13 protein-coding genes are annotated in these 14,268 nt (G+C 66.0%); 5 read left to right on the top strand and 8 right to left on the bottom strand.

Features of this window, described 5'->3' with window-relative positions:
* The 3 genes from ACHFFA_RS04680 to pgi form a co-directional block, all read right to left on the bottom strand.
* Positions 1-1,329 (bottom strand): DEAD/DEAH box helicase (locus tag ACHFFA_RS04680; RefSeq protein ID WP_394269686.1); only part of this gene is annotated, 1,329 nt, incomplete at its 3' end.
* Between the two features lie 216 nt (positions 1,330-1,545).
* Complete coding sequence (locus ACHFFA_RS04675; protein WP_394269685.1) at positions 1,546-2,445, bottom strand: ATP-grasp fold amidoligase family protein; 900 nt, start codon at positions 2,443-2,445, stop codon at positions 1,546-1,548.
* Positions 2,402-3,979, bottom strand: a complete 1,578-nt coding sequence (gene pgi / locus ACHFFA_RS04670) for a glucose-6-phosphate isomerase (RefSeq protein WP_394269684.1) — start codon at positions 3,977-3,979, stop codon at positions 2,402-2,404. The genes ACHFFA_RS04675 and pgi overlap by 44 nt, the downstream gene beginning before the upstream one ends.
* 69 nt (positions 3,980-4,048) lie before the next feature.
* Between pgi and lepB the strand changes: the two genes are divergently transcribed.
* The 3 genes from lepB to era are packed head-to-tail and all read left to right on the top strand — an operon-like array spanning position 4,049 to position 6,473.
* The gene (lepB, locus tag ACHFFA_RS04665) at positions 4,049-4,882 is read left to right on the top strand and encodes a signal peptidase I (protein WP_394269683.1); all 834 of its coding nucleotides are present in this window, start codon (positions 4,049-4,051) and stop codon (positions 4,880-4,882) included.
* Complete coding sequence (gene rnc / locus ACHFFA_RS04660) at positions 4,879-5,550, top strand: ribonuclease III (protein ID WP_394269687.1); 672 nt, start codon at positions 4,879-4,881, stop codon at positions 5,548-5,550. Before lepB ends, rnc begins: the two co-directional genes overlap by 4 nt.
* Positions 5,550-6,473, top strand: coding sequence for a GTPase Era (era, locus tag ACHFFA_RS04655; RefSeq protein WP_394269682.1), 924 nt, complete (start codon positions 5,550-5,552; stop codon positions 6,471-6,473). Before rnc ends, era begins: the two co-directional genes overlap by 1 nt.
* 21 nt (positions 6,474-6,494) lie before the next feature.
* Here era and ACHFFA_RS04650 read toward each other — a convergent pair whose 3' ends face one another.
* From ACHFFA_RS04650 to plsY, 5 genes are all read right to left on the bottom strand, one after another.
* Positions 6,495-6,677 (bottom strand): hypothetical protein, encoded by a 183-nt coding sequence (locus tag ACHFFA_RS04650; RefSeq protein WP_394269681.1) that lies wholly within the window; start codon positions 6,675-6,677, stop codon positions 6,495-6,497.
* Positions 6,677-9,277 (bottom strand): type I DNA topoisomerase, encoded by a 2,601-nt coding sequence (gene topA / locus ACHFFA_RS04645; protein WP_394269680.1) that lies wholly within the window; start codon positions 9,275-9,277, stop codon positions 6,677-6,679. The genes ACHFFA_RS04650 and topA overlap by 1 nt, the downstream gene beginning before the upstream one ends.
* Before the next feature lie 132 nt (positions 9,278-9,409).
* Positions 9,410-10,249 carry a hypothetical protein gene (locus ACHFFA_RS04640; protein ID WP_394269679.1) on the bottom strand — a complete coding sequence of 280 codons (840 nt, stop codon included), beginning with the start codon at positions 10,247-10,249 and terminating at the stop codon, positions 9,410-9,412.
* A gap of 21 nt (positions 10,250-10,270) precedes the next feature.
* Entirely contained in the window at positions 10,271-11,392 is a 1,122-nt protein-coding gene (gene dprA, locus ACHFFA_RS04635) for a DNA-processing protein DprA (RefSeq protein WP_394269678.1), read from the bottom strand.
* Positions 11,389-11,970 carry a glycerol-3-phosphate 1-O-acyltransferase PlsY gene (plsY, locus tag ACHFFA_RS04630; RefSeq protein ID WP_394269677.1) on the bottom strand — a complete coding sequence of 194 codons (582 nt, stop codon included), beginning with the start codon at positions 11,968-11,970 and terminating at the stop codon, positions 11,389-11,391. The genes dprA and plsY overlap by 4 nt, the downstream gene beginning before the upstream one ends.
* Positions 11,971-12,086: 116 nt before the next feature.
* Here plsY and murI point away from each other — a divergent pair, with 116 nt between their 5' ends.
* Positions 12,087-12,881: a glutamate racemase gene (murI, locus tag ACHFFA_RS04625; RefSeq protein WP_394269676.1), complete on the top strand. Its 795-nt coding sequence runs from the start codon at positions 12,087-12,089 to the stop codon at positions 12,879-12,881.
* 110 nt (positions 12,882-12,991) lie between these two features.
* Positions 12,992-14,212, top strand: a complete 1,221-nt coding sequence (hemA, locus tag ACHFFA_RS04620) for a 5-aminolevulinate synthase (protein ID WP_394269675.1) — start codon at positions 12,992-12,994, stop codon at positions 14,210-14,212.
* The last annotated feature ends 56 nt before the right edge of the window (positions 14,213-14,268 follow it).

Raw genomic sequence — 14,268 nt, 5'->3', positions numbered from 1 at the left:
GTTGTGCTGGCCCCCATCGCGGCGCGGCTGGCCGGTACGGGCGGGATGCTTCTTCTTCGCCGGGCCGGAGCGCGCGGCGGCATCGCCGGTGGGGCGCACATTGGGTCGGGCAAGGCGCGGCTTCTGCTCGCGCTTGGTCGGCCCGACGCCTTCGACGACTGCGCGGAAATTGTCGGGCAGTGGCAGCCGCTCGAACTCCGCATCGGTCTGCTTGCGGATATCCTTGAGGTAGGCCCGCTCGTCCTCGGCACAGAAGGCGATGGCGATGCCATCGGCCCCGGCGCGCGCGGTGCGGCCGATGCGGTGGACATATTGTTCCGGCACGTTGGGCAGCTCGTAATTGATGACGTGGCTGACGCCGGGAATGTCGATCCCGCGCGCGGCGACGTCGGTCGCCACCAGCACCGGAGTGCGACCCTGGCGGAACTCGTCGAGCGCCCGCTGGCGCTGCGGCTGGCTCTTGTTGCCGTGGATCGCGTTGGCAGGCACGCCCACCTGGCTGAGCCGTTTCACCACACGGTCGGCGCCATGCTTGGTGCGGGCGAAGATCAGCACCCGTTCGAACTTGCCGGGCACTTCGTGACGGCCCTGCAGGATCAGTTCGAGCAGCGCCTGCTTCTCGTCCTGCTGGACCATGAAGAGATACTGGTCGACCCGTTCCGCCGTCGTGCTTTCGGGCGTGACCGAAACCTGCACCGGGTTTCGGCAATACTTGCCGACCAGCTCGCGAATGGGTGCGGGCATGGTAGCGCTGAAGAACAGGGTCTGGCGATCCTCCGGCGCAAGCTGGTGGATGCGGCGCAGTGCATGAATGAAGCCGAGGTCGAGCATCTGGTCGGCTTCGTCGAGAACGAGGATTTCCACCCCGTCCAGACGGAACGCGTTCTGGTCGATCAGGTCGAGCAGGCGGCCCGGCGTCGCCACCAGAATGTCGGTTCCGCGATGCAGCTTGTTGCGGTCCTTGCCGACCGAGGTGCCGCCGACGATCGACTGCACCTTGAGCCCGGCGAGCGCGCCGTAATCCTTGGCGCTCTGGGCGATCTGGCCGGCCAGCTCGCGGGTCGGGGCCAGCACCAGCATGCGGCAGGACTTGAACGGCGTCTGCCGCTCCGCCTCGCGCAGGCGGTCGATACCCGGCAGCATGAAGGCCGCGGTCTTGCCCGTGCCGGTCTGGGCGATGCCCAGAAGGTCACGGCCTTCGAGCACCGGGGGGATGGCCTGCGCCTGGATCGGAGTGGGCGTCGAATAGCCCTTGAGGTCGAGCGCCTGGAGGACGGGCTGCGACAGGCCAAGATCCTCGAAGCGAGAGGTGGTCGTGGTATCGGTCATGTAGAACTCGTGCGTTGAGCGGCGCGCAGCCGAACGGGCGCGCGGTCGCGGGGTAGGAAACCGCCCGCGTGAAAAGGGAAGTCTGGGAAATGAACCGAAACGCGGCCGGGGCGATGGATGTTTCGTCATCGCCGCTTCACGCTGGCCTCAGCGCTTCGATGGCGGCCATGTGGCGGCGGCGGCGCGATAAGTCAATGGCGCGTGGCCCTCGCCGGTTCAGTCGCGAACGGGAACCTCGCCCGCCGCGTGCCACAACCGGCCAAGTTCGAGGTCGATCCAGTCCTCGGCAAAGCGGTCGAAGCCTGATCCCGGATAGAGGCAGTATTCGCCGAACAGGGGCTGCCCATCGACCTCGTAGAAATCGATCCGCAGGAAATCGTAGCCCGCCCCCAGCACCTCGGCGGCCTGAAGCATGGCACCCAGCGAGCGCGGCGGCGGCGGGCGGTCCTCGACATCGACCAGCGGGGTGTAGCTGCGGTCATGCAGCACCCAGCGATGATTGCCCCCGCCCCGCCCCAGATGCACCTGCACATGGGTCGCCACACCGCCGAAGACGTAGATCTTGTAATCCACCGGGGGCGTTACCCCGTTGCCGATCAACGGCTCTGCCAGCAATCCGCGGGGCGTGTGAAGATAGCCCCACTCGGCCACCGCCTGGCCATAGGGCTCGGCCACCCATCCGCAGGTAAGCTGTCGCAAGGCTGCCCATTCGGCTGCGCCGGGCGGGGTGCGCAGGATACGGTTCTGGTTGCAGCCGTGCCGGGCCTTGAGGATCGCCGGGCAGGCGAAGGGCATCTCGGCGCCAAGCAACCGCCCCTGCCATAATGTCGGGATCGTCCATTCCCGGCCCAGAGCCTCTGCCGCCAGCGCCTTCGCCGCCACCTTGTCCATCAGCTGCGGATGACGCGGATCGTGGTCGTAGAGCTTGCGCCGCTGGACGAGCTCGGTGAAGCGCAGCGCCTCATCGAGATCGGGCCACCGCCCCAGCTTGCGGCGATAGTGCGACAGCACCTGCGCCCGTGCAGTGCGGGCGTCGGGGTCGGCAATGGGCCTCGCCCGGGCCAGCACCCCGTCACCCAAGCCCGGCAACCTCGAGCAGGGCGGTGGTGCTCGCATCGAAGGCGGCATCGCCCTTGTCGATCGCGTTCGCCATCTGCTTGCCGAGTTCCACCCCGAACTGGTCGAACGGGTTGATCCCCATCAGCACCGCGTTGGCAAAGGTCCGGTGTTCGTGAAAGGCGATCAGCGCACCCAGCGTGGCGGCGTCGATATCGTCGGCAAGGATCGTCGCGCTCGGCCGGTCGCCCGGATAGTTGCGCGCCGGATCCTCGCCCGTCTTGCCCGCCATCAGCGCGGCGCCCTGGGCAAAGCAGTTCATCAGCAGGATGCGATGATGCGCCGGATCGAGATCGTCGCCCGGCGCGATGCTGGCGATGAAATCCACCGGCACCAGGTGCGTGCCCTGATGGAGCAACTGGAACACCGCGTGCTGCGCATCGGTCCCCACTCCTCCCCAGGTGATCGGCGCGGTCGGCCCGTCGATCGGCTGCATGTCCGCCGTCACCCGCTTGCCGTTGCTCTCCATCTCGAGTTGCTGGAGGTAATCGGGAAACAGGGTCAGCCGCTCGTCATAGGCGAACACGCCGCGCGTTTGGCAGGCCCGTACGCGGGCGTAATACAGATCGGCAAAAGCCGCGCGCAGCACCAGATTGGCTCGCCCCTCGGTTTCGCGGAAATGCGCGTCGACCGCGGCGGCACCGGCCAGCATGGCGCGAAACTCCGCCATGCCCACGGCCATCGCAATGGGGAAGCCGATGCTCGACCAGATGGAATAGCGCCCGCCGACGCTTTCCTGGAATGGCAGGATGCGGGTTTCGTCCACCCCCCATTCGACCGCTTTCTGCGGCGCAGCGGTCAGCGCGATGACCCGGCCGCCGGGGTCGGCCACGCCGCTTTCGCGCAGCCAGCGCAATGCCGATTCCGCATTGGTCATCGTCTCGATCGTGGTGAAGGTCTTGCTGGCCACCGCGATCAAGGTTGTTGCCGGATCGCAGCGTGCGAACGCCGCCTCTAGCGCGAGCCCGTCGATGTTCGAGACCACGTGCACGTCGCACAGCGGCAGGTCCCGGGCCAGCGCATCGACGCCCAGCGCCGGGCCGAGCGCGCTGCCGCCGATGCCGATGTGGATGAGGTGGCGGATTTCGCCCAGCGCGCCGCCGTGGATCGCCTCGACCAGAATCTCCATCCGGTCGATCAGTGCGGCGGCTTCTTCGACCTTCGCCGGATCGCCGACGCCGCGCAACGTGGCATGATCGGCGGCGCGGTTCTCGGTCGCGTTGACGATTTCGCCGGCGAACAACTTGTCCCGCATCGCAGGAAATTCCATCGCTTGGGCCAAATCCTCGAACGCATCGAGCACCGCGCGGTCGAGATGCGTCTTCGACCAGTCGAACAGGATGCCGCCTGCGCCCTGCAATTCGGGCTCGCTGCCCAGCTCGATCCGGCCGGACAGCATGGCTACCCTGTCTGCCGCGCCCGGCTCGTCGGCGCCCTCGCCCCCGTCGCGGGCGGTGCTGAACAGTTCGAGCAGCGTGGGCTGCGGCAGGGCCTTGAGCCGGTCCCAGATATCAGCGGCGGCGGCAGTGCTCATGACGCGCGAAAGTCCTTTCGTGATCCGGCCCATGCGGTTAGGGACATCGCCCATGTTTGAGAACCCCGCATGACGAAAGATGCGCTTGCCGTGCGGTCCGCGCCCCGCCAGAAAACCAGGTCCGACGACGAGGATTGGGGCAGCTTCTTCCGCTTCCTCGCAAAGCTGGTGCTGGCAGTCGCCATCTTCCGCAGCTTCATCTTCTCGCCCTTCACCATTCCCAGCGAAAGCATGCTGCCGGGCCTCAGGAACGGCGATTACCTCGTCGCGGCGAAATGGCCTTACGGCTATTCGCGCGTGTCCCTGCCGTTCCAGCTGCCGCTGATCCCGGGACGCATCTTTGCCGACTTGCCCGAACGCGGCGACGTGGTGATCTTCAAGCATCCGATCGACGGTACCGATTACGTCAAGCGCGTGATCGGTCTGCCCGGCGATACCGTGGCGCTGCGGGGCGGGCAGGTGATCCTCAACGGTCAGCCGCTGCCGCAACAGGCGCTTCCCGATTTCGAGCTTGCGACCAGTGCCAACACCATCTGCAATCCGGCCGCCGAGGTCGTGCAGCAGGACGGGGTGACGGTGGCCTGCCGCTACGATCAGCGGCGCGAAACGCTGCCATCGGGCAGAAGCTATCCAATCCTCGACTTCGGCCCCCGCCCCCAGGACGATTTCGCGCCCGTTATCGTACCCGACGGCACCCTCTTCGTAATGGGCGACAACCGCGACAATTCGATGGACAGCCGCTTTCCGGCGGCCCCCGGCGGCGGGGTCGGGCTGGTCGATGCCGATCTGCTCGTTGGGCGGGCCAGCATGGTCCTGTGGTCCACCGACGGCAGCGCCGAATGGCTGCTTCCCTGGACCTGGTTCACCGCCGCTCGCTGGAACCGTATCGGCAGCTCGATATGACCGCGCTCGACGCCGCCGCGCGCCAATGGCTCGATCGCCTGGGCTTTACGGTGGCGGACGAGAGCCTGTGGCTCGCCGCCCTCACCCACGGCAGTACGGGTGAAAAGAACGATTACCAACGGCTTGAATTTCTTGGTGATCGGGTGCTCGGCCTGGCGATCGCGGAATGGCTCTACGCGGCGAGCGAGGAAGCCGAGGGCAAGCTGGCGCAGCGGCTCAACGCCATCGTCAGCCGGACGACCTGCGCCGATGTCGCCCGCCGGATCGGGGTCGGCGAGCATGTCCGCATATCCAAGCAGGCCCGCGCCGACGGGGGGAGCGACAGCGACAACATCCTCGGTGATGTGATGGAGGCGCTGCTCGGTGCCCAGTTCGTCGAGGCGGGGTTCGATGCGGCCAAGCTGCAGATCCACGTGCTGTGGCGCGAGGTGCTCGAAAGCAGCGCCGGCGAACGCAAGCACCCCAAGAGCGCATTGCAGGAATGGGCCGCAGGCAATCGCCGCAAGCCCCCCGAATACGAGGTCGTGGAGCGGTCCGGACCGGATCACGCCGCCAGTTTCACCGTGCGGGTCCGGGTGCACAAGGTGGGCGAGGCCGAGGCCGTCGCCAGCAGCAAGCAGGACGCCGAGCGCGAGGCCGCCCGGGCGTTCATGGAAAGGTTCGGCTGATGGCTGACGAAACACCTCGCAAGACCCGCTGCGGCGTTGTCGCCGTGCTCGGTGCGCCCAATGCAGGCAAGAGCACGCTGGTCAATCAGCTGGTCGGCCAGAAGGTCGCCATCACCTCGGCCAAGGCCCAGACCACGCGGGCAAGGATGATGGGCATCGCCCTTCATGCAGGGCCGGCGGGCGAAACACAGATGATCCTGGTCGACACCCCCGGCATCTTCGCACCCAGGCGACGGCTCGACCGGGCGATGGTGAGCGCGGCCTGGGAAGGCGCGCAGGATGCTGACGCGCTGCTCCTGCTTGTCGATCCGATCAAGCAGCGACGGCACGAGCTCGAGCCGCTGATCGAACAGATCGCAAAGCGCAGCGAACGCCGCATCCTGGTCCTCAACAAGGTCGACCGCGCGAAAAAGGAGCCGCTGCTGGCGCTGGCGCAGGACCTGTCGGCCAAGCTCGACTTTGCTGAGGTGTTCTTCGTCTCCGCCCTGACCGGCGACGGCGTGCCCGAGATGAAGGACGCGCTTGCCGCGATGATGCCCGAAGGCCCGTGGATGTACCCCGAGGATCAGGTGTCGGACGCCAGCGAGCGCCTTCTCGCCGCAGAGATCACGCGCGAACAGCTGTATCAGCAGCTGCACGAGGAACTTCCCTACGACAGCGCGGTGCGAAGCGAGAAATACGTCGAGCGCGACGACGGCAGCGTTGAAATCCACCAGCAGATCGTGGTCATGCGCGACAATCAGCGCGCCATCGTCCTCGGCAAGGGCGGCAGCCGCATCAAGGCGATCGGCCAGGCAGCGCGCGAGGAGCTGAGCCAGCTGCTCGGCCGCAAGGTTCATCTGTTCCTGCACGTCAAGACCGACGAGCGCTGGAGCGACGACAAGGAGATGTTCGAGGAAATGGGCCTCGACTGGGTGCGGTGACCGCCGTCACCGCCTGACAGCCTACCGCTTCTTGGCGATCTCGATCTTGTTCTTCTTCGCGAAATCCTTGGTGGATTCCTCGCTGCGACCCAGCGCCTTGGCGATTTCCTTCAGGCCCTTGCCCTTCGCGGCGAGAGTGCGGAGCTGACCCGCCTCCTCGCCGTTCCAGGGCTGCTTGTGGCGCTCGAAATGTTCCTTTGCCATCAGTCGGCCTCCGCTTTCTTTGCCGGTGCCTTGCGCGCGGTCGTCTTCTTGGGGGCTGCCTTGTTGGGGGCTGCCTTCTTCGCCGGCGTCTTTGCAGCAGGCTTCTTCTTCGCCGGGGCCTTGCGCTTCTTGGCCGGCGGACCCTTGGCCGCGCGCGCGTCGATCAGTTCGGCCCCCTGGGCATCGGTCAGATCTTCGGGCTTCACGTCCTTGGGGATGGTGGCGTTCGTCGAACCATCGGTGACGTAGGGACCATACCGCCCCGGCATCACCTTCATCTCGGCGCCGCTCGCCGGATGCGCGCCCAGCACCTTGATGGGTTCGGCCTTCCCCCGCCCGGCACCCCCACGATTGGCGCTTTCGGCCAGCAGCGAGACGGCCGCATTCATTCCGGTTTCGAACACATCGCGGGTGCTGGCCAGTTTGGCGTATTTCCCGTCATGTCTCAGGTATGGCCCGTAACGCCCTATGCTCGCTTCGATTTCCTTGCCCGTTTCGGGGTGGGTGCCGACGATGCGTGGCAGGCTGAGCAGTCGCAGCGCCCATTCGAGGTCGAAATCGTCGAGGTCCTTGGGAATGCTCGCCCGCCTGGCATCCTTGCCTTCGCCAAGCTGGACATAGGGCCCGAAGCGCCCACTCTTGCGCTCGACAGGCAACCCGCTTTCGGGATCGTGACCCAGGACGGCATCCTGCGCGCCGTCCTCGCCCTCGCCTCCGGGTTGCGCGAACTGGCGGGTGAAGGTGCATTCGGGGTAATTCGCACAGGCGACGAACGCGCCGTAGCGTCCGCCGCGCAGCGCCAGCCTGCCGCCGCCGCGCCCTTCCGCCTCGCACAGAGGGCAGGTCCGCGGGTCGGCCCCGTCGGCGCGGGCAGGGAACAGATAGTCCGACAGGAACTCGTCCAGCACCGCGGTGACTTCGGACGGTTTCTTGTCCATCACCTCTTCGGTCTTGGGCTTGAAGTCGCGCCAGAACTGGGCGAGCAGCGCCTTCCATTCCTCCGCCCCGGCCGACACCTCATCGAGTTCGTCTTCCATTCCGGCGGTGAAGTCATACGCGACATACCGCTCGAAGAACCGTTCGAGAAACGCCGTCAACAGCCGGCCGGACTCCTCTGCGAAGAAACGGTTTTTCTCCATCCGCACATAGGCACGGTCGCGCAGGGTCTGGATCGTGCTGGCATAGGTCGAGGGCCGGCCGATGCCCAGCTCCTCCAGCCGCTTGACCAGGCTGGCTTCGGAGAACCGCGGCGGCGGCTGGGTGAAATGCTGGTTCGCGTCCACCCCCTTCTTTGCCGGGCTGTCCCCCTTGCCCATTACGGGCAGGAGGCCGCCGTCATCCTCGTCGCGGTCGTCGAACCCTTCCTGATACACCGCAAGAAAGCCGGCGAATTTGACCACCTGCCCGGTGGCGCGCAATTCGTGCCGGCCGGTCCCCTCGCGCAGGGTCACGCTGGTCCGCTCGAGCCGGGCGGCGGCCATCTGGCTGGCCATCGCGCGCTTGAAGATCAACTCGTAGAGCTTGCCCTCGTCGCCGCTGGCTGCGCGGTTACGGGTGAAATCGGTCGGCCGGATCGCCTCGTGCGCCTCCTGCGCGTTCTTCGCCTTGCTGGTGTAAATGCGCGGCTTGTCGGGCAGGTAATAGGCATCGTACCGCGCGGCGATGGCCCTGCGGGCTGCATCGATCGCGCTGCCGTCCATCTGCACGCCATCGGTGCGCATATAGGTGATCGCACCGGCCTCGTAGAGCGATTGCGCCAAGCGCATCGTATGGCTGGCGGAAAAGCCCAGCTTGCGGGCCGCCTCCTGCTGCAAGGTCGATGTGGTAAAGGGCGGCGCAGGATTGCGGGTGAGTGGCTTGGTCTCGATTTCCTCGACCGTGAAGTTCGCCGCCTCCACCGCAGCACGTGCCGCCATGGCCGTGCCTTCATCGCCAAGCGACAACCGGTCGAGCTTGCGCCCGTCGTATTTCACCAACCGCGCGGCGAATTCGGTGCCGTCCTGTTCCATCCGGGCGACGACCGACCAGTATTCCTGCGCCGTGAAGGCTTCGATCTCGCGCTCGCGATCGACGATGAGGCGCAAGGCCACCGACTGGACCCGGCCCGCGCTCTTGGCCCCCGGCAGCCGCCGCCACAAGACTGGCGACAGGGTGAAACCGTAGAGATAGTCGAGCGCGCGGCGGGCGAGATAGGCATCGATCAGCGGCTGATCGAGCTCGCGCGGGCGGCCCATCGCCTCGGTCACGGCCTGCTTGGTGATGGCGTTGAACGTCACCCGCTCGACCGCTTCGGGCAGCGCCTTGCGCTTGGCCAGCAATTCGCGCACGTGCCAGCTGATCGCCTCGCCCTCGCGATCGGGGTCGGTTGCGAGGATCAGGCGGTCGGCCTTCTTGGCCGCGTCGGCGATTTCCTTGAAGCGGCTTTGCTTGTCGCGATAGAGTTCCCAGTCCATCGCGAAATCCTCATCCGGACGCACGCTGCCATCCTTGGGAGGCAGGTCGCGGACATGGCCGTAGGACGCGAGCACCTTGAAGTCCTTGCCGAGATACTTCTCGATGGTTTTGGCCTTGGCGGGGGATTCGACGATTACGAGTTGCATGATATGAAAAACGGACCCTTACGTGTGTACGTGTATGTACGCGCGAGGGTGGGGACGATGCGCGGGGGGCGTCAAGGACTATCCCGATGCTTATTCAAGCGTCGAAAAAAACGCTATCTTATGGAAGGTAGGCTAAGCGGCGACACCACTTGCGAAGGTGAAACGAGCTTGCGACATGATTAGATCGCAACCGCGACGCTCCAAATCGGCGAACCGGGGCAACATGGAAAGCCTGCATGTCACCGGCTCTCCCTTTTCGTCTAGAAAGAGAAAAAAGCTCACTAGAATTCGTTTTTTTCGCGAAGTGATTTCTCTAGGTAGGAACCACAATAGCTGCATTGCTAAGCGACTTGCGTTATTGAGCGTTGCCCGATGCCTGCCACTAGTCATATCCTCAGCAGCGATTCCACGATCGGCTAGAACGGCGACTATACATTCTGTCAGCTGGGGCTGTGCCCATTGCATGGGTCCGGTTCTCAGTATGAGTGTCTGCTCAAACAAACCATCGATGACAAACGTTTCGATCTGCCGCTGGAAAACAGCGGTCCGATTCTCTTCCACATATCGCTTAAGTTCCTTGCCCCGTAGTCTTACGGGAGCACCGTCCCAAAGGCCGTGAGCGAACAGGCTCCAGCGGCGACCTTGTGCGTCGATTTCTACAAAGGGTAGGTCAATTTGCGCCTCCACTCCACCCGGCATCCAAGCTGCGGTAAAAGGCGTGGTTTGCATGGACAGATCATCACTGGTCACCGCGACTTCGAACCCTCCATTCCAAGGATCATGCCGCCGCAATTCGAGTGTTACGGAATGTTCTGACGAACCGAACGAACGGCGAAGCAAGCATTCGTCGGCCCGCCGCTCTAACTCCCAATTCGCTAACGGTTCTAGAACTATTTGTTCTTGAGCAATCGCCATTTGTGCTTTTGCGAGGACCAGCAAGCTTGCTACCAACTTAATGACTTTTCTGTACATGCCGTCTCCCATAATTACTCGCTACTGGTCCATCGCTGGCGCTACGCTCACCCTACCACCCGCATGACGCTCCAGCCGCCCGGCCAGCTCCAGTTCGAGCAGCGCCAGTTGCACCGCTGCGGCGTTCGTCCCGGATTGGCGGATCAGTTCGTCCACCGATACCGGCGCGGCGGTGAGCAAGCCGGCGATGTCCGCAGGCTCGGCTTCGGCCATGTCGTCGGGCGCATAGGCGAAGGGGCTCACCGGTTCGCGGAAGGTCGAGCGCGGGGTTCCGTCGAAGCCTGAGAGCAGTTCGACCACGTCCTCGGGCGCGTTGACCAGCACCGCGCCTTCGCGGATCAGGTGGTTGCAGCCATGGCTGCGCGGTTCGAGCGGGCTGCCGGGGATCGCCATGACCTCGCGCCCCGCCTCGCCCGCCAGCCGCGCGGTTATGAGGCTGCCCGACTTGACCGCCGCCTCCACCACCAGCGTACCGGCAGACAGGCCTGCGATGATGCGGTTGCGGCTGGGAAAATGGCTGGCGCGGGGTTCCGTCCCCGGCGGCTGTTCGGCAACCAGGAGTGCTTCGTTCGCGATCCGCTCCTGCAAGGCGGCGTGTTGCGGCGGGTAGGCGATGTCGATCCCGCTGGCGATGACGCCGATGGTGCGCGGCAGGGCGCCTTCATGCGCCGCCCCGTCGATCCCGCGGGCCAGCCCGGAGACCACGGTGAAGCCGGCCTGCCCCAGCTCGGTCGCAAAATCGCGCGCCAGCCGGACCGCCGCCGCGCTAGCGTTGCGTGCCCCCACCAGCGCGACGCAGGGCTTGGCGGCAAGCGAGAGGTCGCCGCGATAGATCAGCACCGGCGGCGCCGCGCCGATCTCGCCAAGGAGCGCGGGATAGTCCGGCTGGTCGTGGAAGAGATAGCGGGCGCCGGCCTTGCGCACCGCGTCGATCTCGCGCTCGATCCGGTGAGCGGGGGCGGGCTGATAGCTTTTGCCGCCGCGCCCGGCGAGATCGGGCAGCGCCTCCACCGCCGCCGCCGCCGTGCCGAAGCGCGCGAGGAGCGCCGCAAAGCTCACCGGCCCGACATTGGGCGAGCGCAGCAGGCGAATGCGGGCAAACGCCTCGGCCTGGGTCAGCGACGAGAGCGGCGCATGCATCATCCCTTGCCGCCGATCCGCGGTTCCTCGCCCCGCAGCAGCCGCCCGATATTGGCGCGATGCTGGATCAGCACGATCGCGGCGATGGCGATCAGGGGAAAGACAGCCTGCGGATAGCCCAGCGCCCAGGCGACCGCCGGGGCGGCCACCACCGTCACCATCGAGGAGACCGAGGATATGCGGCTCACCGTCAGTACCGCCGCCCAGATCGCCGCACAGGCAAGCATCGCCGGCCATGCCAGCGCCGCCAGAACCCCCGCCGCCGTCGCAAAGCCCTTGCCGCCGAGAAAACCTAGCCAGGGCGTGAAGCAATGCCCGGCGACAGCCGCGATGGCGGCCCATCCTTCCGTCCCCGGCCAGTAAAGTGCGGCGACGAGGACCGGCAGCGCGCCTTTCACGGCATCGAACAGGACGGTCGCCGCCGCCAGCCCCTTGTTGCCGGTACGCAGCACGTTGGTGGCCCCGATGCTGCCAGACCCGATCCGGCGCACATCGCCCAGCCCCGCAGCGCGCGTCAGCAACAGGCCAAAGGGAATGGATCCGGCAAGGAAGCCCATCACGATCGCGAGAAAAGTGTTCACCGGCGCCCCTTGCTGACATTCCCGCGCTTGTCCAAGCCGAGCGCATGTCCTTATGCGCGACGCTAGAAGCAAAACCCGCGGTTCGACAAGCGCCGGGCGAAGGATAAGAAACCGAAATGGACCCAACCGCCCCCATCCTGCTGTTCGATTCCGGGGTTGGCGGGCTGACGGTGCTGGGCGCGCTGCGGCGGGTGCTGCCGCAAGCCCCCGTGATCTACGCCGCCGACATGGCCGGCCTGCCTTATGGCGACAAGAGCGAAGCCGAGGTCGCCGCCCGGGTTGCGGGCCTGCTCGGGCGGATGGCCGAACGGTGGCATCCGCGGCTGATCTGCATTGCCTGCAACACCGCCAGCACCATTGCGCTGGGCATGGTGCGCGACGTGCTGGAGACGCCGATCGTCGGCACCGTGCCCGCGATCAAGCCGGCCGCCGAGCGCACACGCAGCGGCATCATCGGCCTGCTCGGCACCGAGGCGACCATGCGTCAACGCTATGTCGACGATCTCGCCAGCCGCTTCGCCGCCGGCAAGCGCCTGCTGCGCCACGGGGCGAACGGGCTGGTCCCGCTCGCCGAGGCACGAATGCGCGGCGAGGCGATCACGGCGGAGGCCGTGTCACGGGAAGTCGCCGGCCTGCTGTCGCAAGAGGGCGCGGAGGCCATCGACACGGTGGTGCTGGCCTGCACTCATTTCCCGCTGCTGGCCGACGAACTGGCTCAGGCTCTGGGCCCGGGAGTGGCCTTGATCGACGGTGCCGAGGGGATCGCTCGCCGGATCGCGCATCTCACCCACGGCCAGCCATTCCACCGCCCCTCGCCCGACCGTGCCGTCACCACCGGCGACCTTGGCGAATTCAGGACCCTGGGCGAAGCCTTCGCCTCATACGGAATTACACGACTCGAAAAGCTGTAACTATTGCGAATCGCTCGCAAAGATCGCTGTGGCGCGGCCTGCCGGCAACGCCTATGTGGCGGGGCAGAGGCCCGCCGCCGGGCCTTGCAGACAAGCGGTGCAGCAATCCCGTGAACTACGGCCAGATTTTCGACGAAGCGATCGACCGCCTTCATGCCGAGGGACGCTACCGGGTCTTCATCGACATCATGCGCAACAAGGGCGCATTTCCGAACGCGCGCTGCTTTCACGGGCATAACGGCCCAAAGCCGATCACCGTGTGGTGCTCGAACGATTACCTCGCCATGGGCCAGCATCCCAAGGTCATCGCCGCGATGGAAGAGGCGTTGCACGATGTCGGCGCGGGTTCGGGCGGCACGCGCAACATCGGCGGCAACACCCACCTTCATGTCGAACTCGAACGCGAACTGGCCGATCTGCACGGCAAGGACGGCGCGCTGCTGTTCACCAGCGGCTATGTCTCGAACGATGCGACGCTCTCCACGCTGGCAAAGCTGCTTCCCGGCTGCGTCATTTTCTCCGACGAACTCAACCACGCCAGCATGATCGCCGGCATCCGCAATTCAGGTTGCGAAAAGCGGGTGTTCCGCCACAACGATATTGCCCACCTAGAAGAACTGCTGGCTGCAACCGAACGCGAAGTCCCCAAGATCATCGCCTTCGAAAGCGTCTATTCGATGGATGGCGACGTGGCACCGGTCCACGCGATCTGCGACCTTGCCGAAAAGTACAATGCCCTGACCTATATCGACGAGGTCCACGCGGTCGGCATGTACGGCGCGCATGGTGGCGGCATCACCGAACGGGACGAGGCGGCGCACCGGATCGACATCATCGAAGGTACGCTGGGCAAGGCGTTCGGCGTGATGGGCGGCTACATCGCCGCCGACACGCGCGTGATCGACTGCATCCGGTCCTACGCGCCGGGATTCATCTTCACCACCTCGCTCAGCCCGGTGCTGGTGGCCGGCGTGCTGGCCTCGGTGCGGCACCTCAAGAGCAGCAGCGCCGAGCGCGAGGCGCAGCAGGCCGCCGCCGCGTCGCTCAAGGCGAAGATGGCGCAGGCCGGGCTGCCGGTCATGCCCTCGACCACTCATATCGTGCCGCTGATGATCGGCGACCCGGTGCGTGCCAAGCGGATCAGCGACATCCTGCTGGCCGAATACGGCGTCTATGTGCAGCCGATCAACTTCCCCACCGTCCCCCGCGGGACCGAGCGTCTGCGCTTCACCCCCGGGCCCGCCCACAGCGATGCGATGCAGGACGAACTGGTCGCCGCGCTGGTCGAGATCTGGGACCGGCTCGAGCTCGAGATCGCCGAAGCCGCCTGACCGCGGCGGGGACGCCTCGGCCGACCGGACCTTCCCGGAACGCGACACCATCGCTT

The sequence above is a fragment of the Qipengyuania sp. genome (assembly GCF_043423005.1).
Classification (GTDB): Bacteria; Pseudomonadota; Alphaproteobacteria; order Sphingomonadales; family Sphingomonadaceae; genus Qipengyuania.
This window is presented reverse-complemented; position numbering and strand designations above follow the sequence as displayed.

What these genes read in the sequence shown, in the direction of transcription:
- era (WP_394269682.1), top strand. Translation starts at nt 5,550, where the DNA reads ATGGCTGACGAAACACCTCGCAAGACCCGCTGCGGCGTTGTCGCCGTG.
- pgi (WP_394269684.1), bottom strand. Translation starts at nt 3,979, where the DNA reads ATGAGCACTGCCGCCGCCGCTGATATCTGGGACCGGCTCAAGGCCCTG.
- murI (WP_394269676.1), top strand. Translation starts at nt 12,087, where the DNA reads ATGGACCCAACCGCCCCCATCCTGCTGTTCGATTCCGGGGTTGGCGGG.
- ACHFFA_RS04640 (WP_394269679.1), bottom strand. Translation starts at nt 10,249, where the DNA reads ATGTACAGAAAAGTCATTAAGTTGGTAGCAAGCTTGCTGGTCCTCGCA.
- topA (WP_394269680.1), bottom strand. Translation starts at nt 9,277, where the DNA reads ATGCAACTCGTAATCGTCGAATCCCCCGCCAAGGCCAAAACCATCGAG.
- dprA (WP_394269678.1), bottom strand. Translation starts at nt 11,392, where the DNA reads ATGATGCATGCGCCGCTCTCGTCGCTGACCCAGGCCGAGGCGTTTGCC.
- ACHFFA_RS04650 (WP_394269681.1), bottom strand. Translation starts at nt 6,677, where the DNA reads ATGGCAAAGGAACATTTCGAGCGCCACAAGCAGCCCTGGAACGGCGAG.
- ACHFFA_RS04675 (WP_394269685.1), bottom strand. Translation starts at nt 2,445, where the DNA reads ATGCGAGCACCACCGCCCTGCTCGAGGTTGCCGGGCTTGGGTGACGGG.
- lepB (WP_394269683.1), top strand. Translation starts at nt 4,049, where the DNA reads ATGACGAAAGATGCGCTTGCCGTGCGGTCCGCGCCCCGCCAGAAAACC.
- rnc (WP_394269687.1), top strand. Translation starts at nt 4,879, where the DNA reads ATGACCGCGCTCGACGCCGCCGCGCGCCAATGGCTCGATCGCCTGGGC.